Below are 13,365 nucleotides of genomic sequence, written 5' to 3'. Positions count from 1 at the left end.
CTGGGGAACGCTGATGGCTTACTCATATACTGAGAAAAAACGTATCCGCAAGGACTTTAGCAAGTTGCCGGACGTCATGGATGTGCCGTATCTCCTGGCAATCCAGCTGGATTCGTATCGTGAATTCTTGCAGGCGGGAGCGACTAAAGATCAGTTCCGCGACGTGGGCCTGCATGCGGCCTTCAAATCCGTTTTCCCGATCATCAGCTACTCCGGCAATGCTGCGCTGGAGTACGTCGGTTATCGCCTGGGCGAACCGGCATTTGATGTCAAAGAATGCGTATTGCGCGGTGTAACTTACGCCGTACCTTTGCGGGTAAAAGTGCGCCTGATCATTTTCGACAAAGAATCGTCGAACAAAGCGATCAAGGACATCAAAGAGCAAGAAGTCTACATGGGTGAAATCCCCCTGATGACTGAAAACGGTACCTTCGTAATCAACGGTACCGAGCGAGTAATCGTTTCCCAGCTGCACCGTTCCCCGGGCGTGTTCTTCGACCACGACCGTGGCAAGACGCACAGCTCCGGCAAGCTGCTGTACTCCGCGCGCATCATTCCTTACCGCGGTTCGTGGCTGGACTTCGAGTTCGACCCGAAAGACTGCGTATTCGTGCGTATCGACCGTCGTCGCAAGCTGCCTGCATCGGTACTGCTGCGCGCGCTCGGCTATACCACTGAAGAAGTGCTCGACGCGTTCTACACCACCAACGTTTTCCACCTGAGCGGCGAAACCCTCAGTCTGGAACTGATTGCTTCGCGTCTGCGTGGTGAAATCGCTGTTCTTGATATTCAGGACGAGAAGGGCAAGGTCATCGTTGAGGCTGGTCGCCGTATTACTGCGCGCCACATCAACCAGATCGAAAAAGCCGGTCTCAAGACCCTGGAAGTGCCTCTGGACTACGTCCTGGGTCGCACTACCGCCAAGGCCATCGTGCATCCGGCAACCGGCGAAATCCTGGCAGAGTGCAACACCGAGCTGAACACCGAGATCCTGGCAAAAATTGCCAAGGCCCAGGTTGTTCGCATCGAAACTCTGTACACCAACGATATCGACTGCGGCCCGTTCGTCTCCGACACCCTGAAGATCGACTCCACCAGCAACCAATTGGAAGCGCTGGTCGAGATCTATCGCATGATGCGTCCAGGCGAGCCGCCAACCAAGGATGCTGCCGAGACCCTGTTCAACAACCTGTTCTTCAGCCCTGAGCGCTATGACCTGTCTGCGGTCGGCCGGATGAAGTTCAACCGTCGTATCGGTCGCACCGAGATCGAAGGTTCGGGCGTGTTGTGCAAGGAAGACATCGTCGCGGTTCTGAAGACTCTGGTCGACATCCGTAACGGTAAAGGCATCGTCGATGACATCGACCACCTGGGTAACCGTCGTGTTCGCTGCGTAGGCGAAATGGCCGAGAACCAGTTCCGCGTTGGCCTGGTACGTGTTGAGCGTGCGGTCAAAGAGCGTCTGTCGATGGCTGAAAGCGAAGGCCTGATGCCGCAAGACCTGATCAACGCCAAGCCAGTGGCTGCGGCGGTGAAAGAGTTCTTCGGTTCCAGCCAGCTGTCCCAGTTCATGGACCAGAACAACCCGCTGTCCGAGATCACCCACAAGCGTCGTGTGTCTGCACTCGGCCCTGGCGGTTTGACTCGTGAGCGCGCCGGCTTCGAAGTTCGTGACGTACACCCGACTCACTACGGTCGTGTATGCCCGATTGAAACGCCGGAAGGTCCGAACATCGGTCTGATCAACTCCTTGGCCGCTTATGCGCGCACCAACCAGTACGGCTTCCTCGAGAGCCCGTACCGTGTGGTGAAAGACGCTCTGGTCACCGACGAGATCGTATTCCTGTCCGCCATCGAAGAAGCTGATCACGTGATCGCTCAGGCTTCGGCCACGATGAACGACAAGAAAGTCCTGATCGACGAACTGGTAGCTGTTCGTCACTTGAACGAGTTCACCGTCAAGGCGCCGGAAGACGTCACCTTGATGGATGTATCGCCCAAGCAGGTAGTTTCGGTTGCAGCGTCGCTGATCCCGTTCCTCGAGCACGATGACGCCAACCGTGCGTTGATGGGTTCGAACATGCAGCGTCAAGCTGTACCCACCCTGCGCGCTGACAAGCCGCTGGTCGGTACCGGCATGGAGCGTAACGTAGCCCGTGACTCCGGCGTTTGCGTCGTGGCTCGTCGTGGCGGCGTTATCGATTCCGTCGACGCCAGCCGTATCGTGGTTCGTGTTGCTGATGACGAAGTTGAAACCGGCGAAGCTGGTGTCGACATCTACAACCTGACCAAATACACCCGCTCCAACCAGAACACCTGCATCAACCAGCGTCCGCTGGTGCGTAAAGGTGATCGGGTTCAGCGTAGCGACATCATGGCCGACGGTCCGTCCACCGACATGGGTGAGCTGGCACTGGGTCAGAACATGCGCATCGCGTTCATGGCATGGAACGGCTTCAACTTCGAAGACTCCATCTGCCTGTCCGAGCGTGTGGTTCAGGAAGATCGCTTCACCACGATCCACATTCAGGAACTGACCTGTGTGGCGCGTGATACCAAGCTTGGGCCAGAGGAAATCACTGCCGACATCCCGAACGTGGGTGAAGCGGCACTGAACAAGCTGGACGAAGCCGGTATCGTTTACGTAGGTGCTGAAGTAGGCGCAGGCGACATCCTGGTGGGTAAGGTCACTCCGAAAGGCGAGACCCAGCTGACTCCGGAAGAAAAACTGCTGCGTGCCATCTTCGGTGAAAAAGCCAGCGACGTTAAAGACACCTCCCTGCGTGTGCCTACCGGCACCAAGGGTACCGTCATCGACGTACAGGTCTTCACCCGCGACGGCGTTGAGCGTGATGCTCGTGCACTGTCGATCGAGAAGACCCAGCTCGACGAGATCCGCAAGGACCTGAACGAAGAGTTCCGTATCGTTGAAGGCGCGACTTTCGAACGTCTGCGTTCCGCTCTGGTCGGCCACAAAGCCGAAGGCGGCGCCGGCCTGAAGAAAGGTCAGGACATCACCGACGAAGTACTCGACGGTCTTGAGCATGGTCAGTGGTTCAAACTGCGCATGGCTGAAGATGCTCTGAACGAGCAGCTCGAGAAGGCCCAGGCCTACATCGTTGATCGCCGCCGTCTGCTGGACGACAAGTTCGAAGACAAGAAGCGCAAACTGCAGCAGGGCGATGACCTGGCTCCAGGCGTGCTGAAAATCGTCAAGGTTTACCTGGCAATCCGTCGCCGCATCCAGCCGGGCGACAAGATGGCCGGTCGTCACGGTAACAAAGGTGTGGTCTCCGTGATCATGCCGGTTGAAGACATGCCGCACGATGCCAATGGCACCCCGGTCGACGTCGTCCTCAACCCGTTGGGCGTACCTTCGCGTATGAACGTTGGTCAGATCCTTGAAACCCACCTGGGCCTCGCGGCCAAAGGCTTGGGCGAGAAGATCAACCGCATGATCGAAGAGCAGCGTAAAGTTGCCGATCTGCGCAAGTTCCTGCACGAGATCTACAACGAGATCGGCGGTCGCAACGAAGATCTGGACAGCTTCTCCGACCAGGAAATCCTGGATCTGGCGAAGAACCTGCGTGGCGGCGTTCCAATGGCCACTCCAGTGTTCGACGGTGCCAAGGAAAGCGAAATCAAGGCCATGCTGAAACTGGCGGACCTGCCAGAAAGTGGCCAGATGCAGCTGACCGACGGCCGTACCGGCAACAAGTTCGAGCGCCCGGTTACTGTTGGCTACATGTACATGCTGAAGCTGAACCACTTGGTAGACGACAAGATGCACGCTCGTTCTACCGGTTCGTACAGCCTGGTTACCCAGCAGCCGCTGGGTGGTAAGGCACAGTTCGGTGGTCAGCGTTTCGGGGAGATGGAGGTCTGGGCACTGGAAGCATACGGTGCTGCTTACACTCTGCAAGAAATGCTCACAGTGAAGTCGGACGATGTGAACGGCCGGACCAAGATGTACAAAAACATCGTGGACGGCGATCACCGTATGGAGCCGGGCATGCCCGAGTCCTTCAACGTGTTGATCAAGGAAATTCGTTCCCTCGGCATCGATATCGATCTGGAAACCGAATAACACGTGACGCGAATCGAGAGCGGGGCAGGATTGCCCGCTCTCTGCTCCGCCAGGAGGAAAGGCCTTGAAAGACCTACTGAATTTGCTGAAAAACCAGGGTCAAGTCGAAGAGTTCGACGCCATCCGTATTGGATTGGCATCGCCTGAGATGATCCGTTCGTGGTCGTTCGGTGAAGTTAAAAAGCCGGAAACCATCAACTACCGTACGTTCAAACCTGAGCGTGACGGCCTGTTCTGCGCCAAGATCTTTGGCCCGGTAAAGGATTACGAGTGCCTGTGCGGTAAGTACAAGCGCTTGAAGCACCGTGGTGTGATCTGCGAGAAGTGCGGTGTTGAAGTCGCGCTGGCCAAGGTTCGTCGTGAGCGCATGGCGCACATCGAACTGGCTTCGCCAGTTGCCCACATCTGGTTCCTGAAATCGCTGCCGTCGCGTATCGGCTTGCTGATGGACATGACCCTGCGTGATATCGAACGCGTTCTCTACTTCGAGAGCTATGTCGTTATCGATCCAGGCATGACCACCCTTGAAAAAGGTCAGCTGCTCAACGACGAGCAGTACTTCGAAGCGCTGGAAGAGTTCGGCGACGATTTCGATGCCCGCATGGGTGCCGAAGCTGTCCGCGAACTGCTGCACGCTATCGACCTGGAACACGAGATTGGCCGTCTGCGTGAAGAAATTCCGCAAACCAACTCCGAAACCAAGATCAAGAAGCTGTCCAAGCGTCTGAAGTTGATGGAAGCCTTCCAGGGTTCCGGCAACCTTCCAGAATGGATGGTGCTGACCGTTCTGCCGGTTCTGCCGCCAGATCTGCGTCCACTGGTCCCGCTGGATGGCGGTCGCTTCGCGACTTCCGACCTCAACGATCTGTATCGTCGAGTGATCAACCGTAACAACCGCTTGAAGCGTCTGCTCGATCTGTCCGCTCCGGACATCATCGTGCGCAACGAAAAGCGTATGTTGCAGGAAGCCGTCGACGCACTGCTCGACAACGGTCGTCGTGGCCGCGCTATCACCGGTTCCAACAAGCGTCCTCTGAAATCCCTGGCTGACATGATCAAGGGTAAGCAAGGTCGTTTCCGTCAGAACTTGCTCGGTAAGCGTGTTGACTACTCCGGTCGTTCGGTAATTACCGTAGGTCCGACCCTGCGTCTGCACCAGTGCGGTCTGCCTAAGAAAATGGCACTTGAGCTGTTCAAACCGTTCATTTTCGGCAAGCTGGAAATGCGTGGTCTCGCGACCACCATCAAAGCGGCCAAGAAAATGGTCGAGCGCGAACTGCCAGAGGTTTGGGACGTTCTCGCTGAAGTGATTCGCGAACACCCGGTTCTCCTCAACCGTGCACCGACCCTTCACCGTCTGGGTATCCAGGCGTTTGAACCGGTACTGATCGAAGGTAAAGCTATCCAGCTGCACCCTCTGGTCTGTGCTGCGTACAACGCCGACTTCGACGGCGACCAAATGGCCGTGCACGTACCGCTGACACTGGAAGCCCAGTTGGAAGCGCGTGCGTTGATGATGTCGACCAACAACATTCTGTCGCCAGCCAACGGTGAGCCAATCATCGTTCCGTCGCAGGACGTTGTATTGGGTCTGTACTACATGACTCGTGAAGCGATCAACGCCAAGGGCGAAGGTCGTGTGTTCGCGGATCTGCAGGAAGTTGACCGTGTGTTCCGTGCCGGCGAAGCCGCACTGCACGCCAAGGTCAAAGTGCGGATCAACGAAACCGTCAACGATCGTGATGGCGGCAGCGTCAAGAACACCCGTATCGTCGACACCACTGTCGGCCGTGCGCTGTTGTTCCAGGTTGTTCCACCAGGCCTGTCGTACGACGTCGTCAACCAGCCGATGAAGAAAAAGGCGATCTCCAAGCTGATCAACCAGTGCTACCGCGTGGTTGGTTTGAAAGAGACCGTGATCTTCGCTGACCAGTTGATGTACACCGGTTTTGCCTATTCGACCATTTCCGGCGTTTCCATCGGCGTTAACGACTTCGTTATCCCGGATGAAAAAGCCCGCATCATCGGTGCTGCTACCGACGAAGTGAAAGAGATCGAAAGTCAGTACGCCTCCGGCCTGGTAACCCAGGGCGAGAAGTACAACAAAGTGATCGACCTTTGGTCCAAGGCGAACGACGAAGTTTCCAAGGCGATGATGGCCAACCTCTCGAAAGAGAAAGTCATCGACCGTCATGGCGTCGAAGTCGACCAGGAATCCTTCAACTCGATGTACATGATGGCCGACTCGGGCGCACGGGGTTCTGCTGCGCAGATCCGTCAGCTCGCCGGTATGCGTGGCCTGATGGCCAAGCCGGACGGTTCCATCATCGAAACGCCGATTACTGCGAACTTCCGTGAAGGTTTGAGCGTACTCCAGTACTTCATCTCGACTCACGGTGCTCGTAAAGGTTTGGCGGATACCGCGTTGAAAACGGCGAACTCCGGTTACCTGACTCGTCGTCTGGTAGACGTGGCGCAGGATCTGGTTGTAACCGAGATCGATTGCGGCACCGAACATGGCCTGGTAATGACTCCGCACATTGAAGGCGGTGACGTTGTTGAGCCATTGGGTGAACGCGTATTGGGTCGAGTCATCGCCCGTGACGTATTCAAGCCAGGTACCGAAGAAGTAATCGTTCCTGCCGGCACGCTGGTAGACGAGAAGTGGGTCGAGTTCATCGAGCTGAACAGCATCGACGAAGTGATCGTGCGTTCGCCGATCAGCTGCGAAACCCGCTACGGCATTTGCGCCAAGTGCTACGGCCGTGACCTGGCTCGTGGTCACCAGGTGAACATCGGTGAAGCGGTCGGCGTTATCGCTGCCCAGTCCATCGGTGAGCCGGGTACCCAGCTGACCATGCGTACGTTCCACATCGGTGGTGCGGCAAGCCGGACCTCCGCAGCCGACAGCGTTCAGGTGAAAAATGGCGGTACTGTCCGTCTGCACAACCTGAAACACGTTGAGCGAGTGGATGGTTGCCTGGTTGCGGTGTCCCGTTCCGGTGAGCTGGCAATCGCTGATGACTTCGGTCGTGAGCGCGAGCGTTACAAGCTGCCGTACGGTGCTGTGATTTCGGTTAAAGAAGGTGACAAGGTCGACGCTGGCGCAATCGTGGCCAAGTGGGATCCGCACACTCACCCAATCGTTACCGAAATGAAAGGTACCGTGACCTACGTGGGCATGGAAGAAGGCATCACGATCAAGCGTCAGACTGACGAATTGACCGGTATGACCAACATTGAAGTACTCGACGCCAAAGACCGTCCAGCTGCCGGTAAAGATATCCGTCCTGCTGTGAAGATGGTTGATGACAACGGCAAGGATCTCTTGCTGCCGGGTACCGACGTAATTGCTCAGTACTTCCTGCCTGCCAACGCCCTGGTCGGTGTAGCGGACGGTGCGAAAATCGCGATCGGTGATGTTATCGCTCGTATTCCGCAAGAGACTTCGAAGACCCGTGACATCACCGGTGGTCTGCCGCGTGTTGCCGACTTGTTCGAAGCTCGTCGTCCGAAGGAAGCGTCGATTCTGGCTGAAGTCAGCGGCACCATCGCGTTCGGTAAAGAGACCAAAGGCAAGCGTCGTCTGGTCATTACCCCGAACGACGGTAGCGATCCGTACGAAGAGCTGATTCCGAAGTGGCGTCACCTGAACGTCTTCGAAGGCGAACAGGTAAACCGCGGCGAAGTTATCTCCGACGGCCCGAGCGATCCACACGACATCCTGCGTCTGCTGGGTGTGAGTGCGCTGGCCAAGTACATCGTGAACGAGATCCAGGACGTTTATCGTCTGCAAGGCGTGAAGATCAACGACAAGCACATCGAGACCATCCTGCGTCAGATGCTGCGTAAAGTTGAAATCGCTGAATCCGGCGATTCCAGTTTCATCAAGGGCGACCAGATGGAATTGACTCACGTTCTGGTAGAGAACGAGCGTCTGGCTGGCGACGAGAAATTCGTTTCCAAGTTCACTCGCGTGCTGTTGGGTATCACCAAGGCGTCGTTGTCCACCGAATCGTTCATCTCGGCGGCTTCCTTCCAGGAAACCACTCGCGTACTGACCGAAGCGGCGGTAACCGGCAAGCGCGATTACCTGCGCGGCCTGAAAGAAAACGTGGTCGTGGGTCGTCTGATCCCGGCCGGTACCGGTCTGGCTTATCACAGCGAGCGCAAGCGCCGCCGTGATGCTGACAAACCGTTGCGCGTAAGCGCCAGTGAAGTGGAAGCTGCACTGACCGAAGCGCTGAACTCGAGCGGTAACTGAGTTCTGCGATAAATGAGCGTAGGCCCTGGCCGTTCCGTTCATCGAATCGAGACAATTTGTCGAGGTTGGATGAGCGGGGAGGTCGGGGCCTTGCCTTGACTGGGGGCAAGATCCTCTTTAGACTCTTGTACCCCTAAATTTGGCGGGAATTCGTTCCTGCCATTTTGCTTTTCTTGCAAGACAATAGCGTCGCAAGACAACAGTGGAGCTAGTAGATGGCAACTATCAACCAGCTGGTACGTCAGCCGCGTAAGCGTATCGTCGAGAAATCCGACGTGCCTGCGCTGCAGAACTGCCCGCAACGTCGTGGCGTATGCACCCGTGTGTATACCACCACGCCGAAAAAACCTAACTCGGCACTGCGTAAAGTATGCCGTGTGCGTCTGACCAACGGTTTCGAGGTTTCCTCGTACATCGGCGGTGAAGGCCACAACCTGCAAGAGCACAGCGTGGTACTGATCCGCGGCGGTCGTGTAAAAGACTTGCCAGGTGTTCGTTACCACACCGTACGCGGTTCTCTGGATACTTCCGGCGTTAAAGGTCGTAACCAGGGTCGTTCGAAGTACGGTACCAAGAAGCCTAAGTAGTAGCGGCTTTTTGTAAACTGATTTTCTATTTTTCTGAGTCGATAAGAGTAAGGTCGGAGGCGTCCCGAAAGGGCACCGATTCCGAGCGAACCTGAAGACCGTTTGAGGGCTTATCCATGCCAAGAAGACGCGTAGCAGCCAAGCGCGAAGTGCTTGACGATCCAAAATACGGCAGCCAGATCCTGGCCAAGTTCATGAACCACGTGATGGAAAGCGGCAAGAAAGCCGTTGCCGAGCGTATCGTTTATGGCGCGCTGGAAAAGGTTAAAGAACGCAAGAACAGCGACCCCCTGGAAATCTTCGAGAAAGCTCTCGACGCCATCGCTCCGCTGGTCGAAGTGAAGTCGCGCCGTGTAGGCGGTGCTACTTACCAGGTTCCGGTTGAAGTTCGTCCGTCCCGTCGTAACGCCCTGGCAATGCGCTGGTTGGTAGACTTCGCCCGCAAGCGCGGCGAGAAGTCTATGGCTCTGCGTTTGGCTGGCGAACTGTTGGACGCCGCTGAAGGTAAAGGTGCTGCAGTTAAGAAGCGTGAAGACGTGCACCGTATGGCTGAAGCCAACAAGGCTTTCTCGCACTACCGCTTCTAATTTTAGCGTCACTAATTTTGCGAGGGCTTTATGGCTCGTACTACACCGATTAACCGCTACCGTAACATTGGTATCGTTGCTCACGTGGATGCTGGTAAAACCACCACCACCGAGCGCGTCCTTTTTTACACTGGCAAAAGTCACAAAATGGGCGAGGTGCATGACGGCGCCGCGACCACAGACTGGATGGTGCAGGAGCAGGAGCGTGGTATTACCATTACTTCTGCTGCCATTACCGCCTTCTGGCAGGGTTCCGAGAAGCAGCACAAGGACCAATACCGCTTCAACGTCATCGACACCCCGGGTCACGTGGACTTCACTATTGAAGTTGAGCGTTCCCTGCGTGTTCTCGACGGTGCGGTCGTTGTGTTCTGCGGCACCTCGGGTGTTGAGCCTCAGTCGGAAACCGTATGGCGTCAAGCCAACAAGTACGGCGTTCCACGTCTTGTTTACGTAAACAAGATGGACCGTGCTGGTGCGAACTTCCTGCGCGTGATCGGCCAGATCAAGCAGCGTCTGGGTCACACTCCGGTGCCAATCCAATTGGCTATCGGTTCCGAAGACAACTTCCAGGGTCAGATCGATCTGATGGCTATGGAAGCTGTTTACTGGAATGACTCTGACAAAGGTATGGTTCCAGTTCGTAAGCCTATCCCTGCTGAACTGCAGGAACTGGCTGACGAGTGGCGCGGCAACATGGTTGAGGCTGCGGCCGAAGCCAGCGAAGAGCTGATGAACAAGTACCTCGAAGGTGAAGAACTCACCAACGCGGAAATCAAGGCCGCTCTGCGTCAGCGTACTATCGCTGGTGAGATCGTTCTGGCTGTTTGCGGTTCTTCCTTCAAGAACAAGGGTGTTCCCCTGGTTCTCGACGCCGTTATCGATTACCTGCCTGCTCCAACTGACATTCCTGCCATCAAGGGTACTGACCCTGATGACGAGGAAAAGCAGATGGAACGTCACGCAGATGACAGCGAGCCGTTCTCGGCTCTGGCTTTCAAGATCGCTACCGACCCATTCGTGGGTACCTTGACCTTCGTTCGAGTTTACTCGGGCGTGTTGGCCTCCGGCGACGGCGTGATCAACTCGGTTAAGGGCAAGAAAGAGCGCGTGGGTCGTATGGTGCAAATGCACGCAAACGCCCGTGAAGAAATCAAGGAAGTACGCGCTGGTGACATCGCGGCCTTGATCGGCATGAAGGACGTCACCACTGGCGAAACCTTGTGCAGCGCTGACAAGCCAATCATCCTGGTTCGCATGGACTTCCCGGAGCCGGTTATTTCGGTTGCCGTAGAGCCTAAGACCAAGGATGACCAGGAAAAAATGGGTATCGCTCTGGGCAAACTTGCTCAGGAAGACCCGTCTTTCCGCGTCAAGACTGATGAAGAGACTGGTCAAACGATCATCTCCGGCATGGGCGAGTTGCACCTGGACATCCTGGTTGACCGGATGCGCCGTGAGTTCAACGTCGAAGCCAACATCGGTAAGCCTCAGGTTTCGTACCGTGAGCGCATCACGAAGAACTGCGAAATTGAAGGCAAGTTCGTTCGTCAATCCGGCGGTCGTGGTCAGTTCGGCCACTGCTGGATCCGTTTTGCTCCTGCTGACGAAGGTCAGGAAGGTCTGCAATTCGTGAACGAAGTAGTGGGTGGTGTTGTTCCTAAGGAATACATCCCGGCTATCCAGAAGGGCATCGAAGAGCAGATGAAGAACGGCGTTGTTGCCGGCTATCCGCTGATCGGCCTGAAGGCTACTGTGTTTGATGGTTCCTACCACGACGTCGACTCCAACGAGATGGCGTTTAAGGTGGCTGCTTCCATGGCGACCAAGCAACTGGCCCAGAAGGGCGGTGGTGAGCTGCTTGAGCCGATCATGGCGGTAGAGGTTGTTACACCTGAAGACTATATGGGTGACGTGATGGGCGACCTTAACCGTCGTCGCGGCATGATCCTGGGTATGGAAGACACGGTCTCCGGCAAAGTAATTCGTGCCGAAGTTCCGCTGGGTGAGATGTTCGGTTACGCAACCGACGTTCGCTCCATGTCCCAAGGTCGCGCAAGCTACTCTATGGAATTCAAAAAATACAATACGGCTCCGTCGCACATCGTCGAAACCGTTACCAAAAAACAAGGCTGATTCAGCCCCCTTTAGGCTAGGAGTTAATTGTCGTGGCTAAAGAAAAATTTGACCGTACCCTCCCGCACGTCAACGTTGGCACCATCGGTCACGTCGACCACGGTAAAACCACGCTGACCGCTGCTCTGACTCGCGTCTGCTCCGAAGTTTTCGGTTCGGCCGTTGTTGCTTTCGACAAGATCGACAGCGCTCCGGAAGAAAAGGCTCGTGGTATCACCATCAACACCGCGCACGTTGAATACAACTCGCTGATCCGTCACTACGCTCACGTTGACTGCCCAGGTCACGCTGACTATGTGAAGAACATGATCACCGGTGCTGCTCAGATGGACGGCGCTATCCTGGTTTGCTCGGCCGCTGATGGTCCGATGCCACAAACCCGTGAGCACATCCTGCTGTCCCGTCAGGTTGGCGTTCCGTACATCGTTGTCTTCCTGAACAAGGCTGACATGGTTGACGACGCTGAGCTGCTGGAGCTGGTTGAGATGGAAGTGCGCGATCTGCTGAGCACTTACGACTTCCCAGGCGACGACACCCCGATCATCATCGGTTCGGCTCTGATGGCTCTGAACGGCCAAGACGACAACGAAATGGGCACCACTGCCGTTCGTAAACTGGTTGAGACTCTGGACAGCTACATCCCAGATCCAGTTCGTGTTATCGACAAGCCGTTCCTGATGCCAATCGAAGACGTATTCTCGATCTCCGGTCGCGGTACTGTTGTAACTGGTCGTATCGAGCGCGGTATCGTCAAGGTTCAGGATCCACTGGAAATCGTTGGTCTGCGTGACACTACCGTCACCACCTGCACCGGTGTTGAAATGTTCCGTAAGCTGCTCGACGAAGGTCGTGCTGGCGAGAACTGCGGCGTTCTGCTGCGTGGTACCAAGCGTGACGACGTTGAGCGTGGCCAGGTTCTGGTCAAGCCAGGTTCGGTTAAGCCGCACACCAAGTTCGAAGCTGAAGTCTACGTTCTGAGCAAAGAAGAAGGCGGTCGTCACACTCCGTTCTTCAAAGGCTACCGTCCACAGTTCTACTTCCGTACTACTGACGTGACTGGTAACTGCGAACTGCCGGAAGGCGTTGAAATGGTAATGCCAGGCGACAACATCAAAATGGTTGTCACCCTGATCAAAACCATCGCAATGGAAGACGGTCTGCGTTTCGCTATCCGTGAAGGCGGTCGTACCGTCGGCGCTGGCGTCGTAGCCAAAATCATCGAGTAAGCTCTTTTTGAGTCAGCTTCGATGAGTTGAAGAGGCCCCCGCTCAGCGGGGGCTTTTTTATTGGGTTGACACCCATATGGGGCGTCTATAGAATTGCGCCTCCTTTTAACGGGCGTATTGCGCTCGGTGGGAATAGCAGCCGGAGTCTGAAATCCAATGCAAAATCAGCAAATCCGTATCAGGTTGAAGGCTTTTGACCATCGCCTGATCGACCAATCCACCCAGGAAATCGTGGAAACCGCGAAACGTACTGGTGCTCAAGTGCGTGGTCCAATTCCACTGCCTACCCGTAAAGAGCGGTTCACCGTTCTGGTCTCCCCGCACGTCAACAAAGACGCGCGTGACCAGTACGAGATCCGTACTCATAAGCGCGTACTGGACATCGTCCAGCCAACGGATAAAACCGTTGATGCTCTTATGAAGCTTGATCTTGCGGCCGGTGTGGAAGTGCAGATCAGCCTCGGCTAAGACTCGGTCT

At 55.9% G+C, this 13,365-nt stretch carries 7 protein-coding genes; all 7 read left to right on the top strand.

Going from position 1 to position 13,365, the window contains the following annotated elements; translation table 11 throughout:
- Positions 1-13 precede the first annotated feature (13 nt).
- The 7 genes from rpoB (at position 14) to rpsJ (ending at position 13,355) form a co-directional block, all read left to right on the top strand.
- The gene (gene rpoB, locus ACA041_RS29020; RefSeq protein ID WP_064680059.1) at positions 14-4,087 is read left to right on the top strand and encodes a DNA-directed RNA polymerase subunit beta; all 4,074 of its coding nucleotides are present in this window, start codon (positions 14-16) and stop codon (positions 4,085-4,087) included.
- Between the two features lie 64 nt (positions 4,088-4,151).
- Positions 4,152-8,351, top strand: a complete 4,200-nt coding sequence (rpoC, locus tag ACA041_RS29015; protein WP_017341073.1) for a DNA-directed RNA polymerase subunit beta' — start codon at positions 4,152-4,154, stop codon at positions 8,349-8,351.
- 215 nt (positions 8,352-8,566) lie between these two features.
- Positions 8,567-8,938: a 30S ribosomal protein S12 gene (gene rpsL, locus ACA041_RS29010; protein ID WP_002555494.1), complete on the top strand. Its 372-nt coding sequence runs from the start codon at positions 8,567-8,569 to the stop codon at positions 8,936-8,938.
- Positions 8,939-9,054: 116 nt separating this feature from the next.
- Positions 9,055-9,525, top strand: coding sequence for a 30S ribosomal protein S7 (gene rpsG / locus ACA041_RS29005; protein WP_002555493.1), 471 nt, complete (start codon positions 9,055-9,057; stop codon positions 9,523-9,525).
- Positions 9,526-9,555: 30 nt separating this feature from the next.
- Positions 9,556-11,661, top strand: coding sequence for an elongation factor G (gene fusA / locus ACA041_RS29000; protein ID WP_150582440.1), 2,106 nt, complete (start codon positions 9,556-9,558; stop codon positions 11,659-11,661).
- A gap of 32 nt (positions 11,662-11,693) precedes the next feature.
- A complete protein-coding gene (gene tuf, locus ACA041_RS28995) occupies positions 11,694-12,887 on the top strand; it encodes an elongation factor Tu (protein ID WP_007896660.1) in 1,194 nt (397 codons plus the stop codon).
- Between the two features lie 156 nt (positions 12,888-13,043).
- Positions 13,044-13,355: a 30S ribosomal protein S10 gene (gene rpsJ, locus ACA041_RS28990; RefSeq protein WP_003186070.1), complete on the top strand. Its 312-nt coding sequence runs from the start codon at positions 13,044-13,046 to the stop codon at positions 13,353-13,355.
- Positions 13,356-13,365: the final 10 nt, after the last annotated feature.

The sequence above is a fragment of the Pseudomonas sp. LBUM1676 genome (assembly GCF_059695605.1).
Note: the sequence above shows the minus strand (reverse complement) of the source record. Positions and strands in the feature narration are given on the sequence as shown.

Excerpts from the sequence above, each read along its gene's own strand:
- rpoB (WP_064680059.1), top strand. The coding sequence starts at position 14 with ATGGCTTACTCATATACTGAGAAAAAACGTATCCGCAAGGACTTTAGC.
- rpsL (WP_002555494.1), top strand. The coding sequence starts at position 8,567 with ATGGCAACTATCAACCAGCTGGTACGTCAGCCGCGTAAGCGTATCGTC.
- rpsG (WP_002555493.1), top strand. The coding sequence starts at position 9,055 with ATGCCAAGAAGACGCGTAGCAGCCAAGCGCGAAGTGCTTGACGATCCA.
- fusA (WP_150582440.1), top strand. The coding sequence starts at position 9,556 with ATGGCTCGTACTACACCGATTAACCGCTACCGTAACATTGGTATCGTT.
- rpsJ (WP_003186070.1), top strand. The coding sequence starts at position 13,044 with ATGCAAAATCAGCAAATCCGTATCAGGTTGAAGGCTTTTGACCATCGC.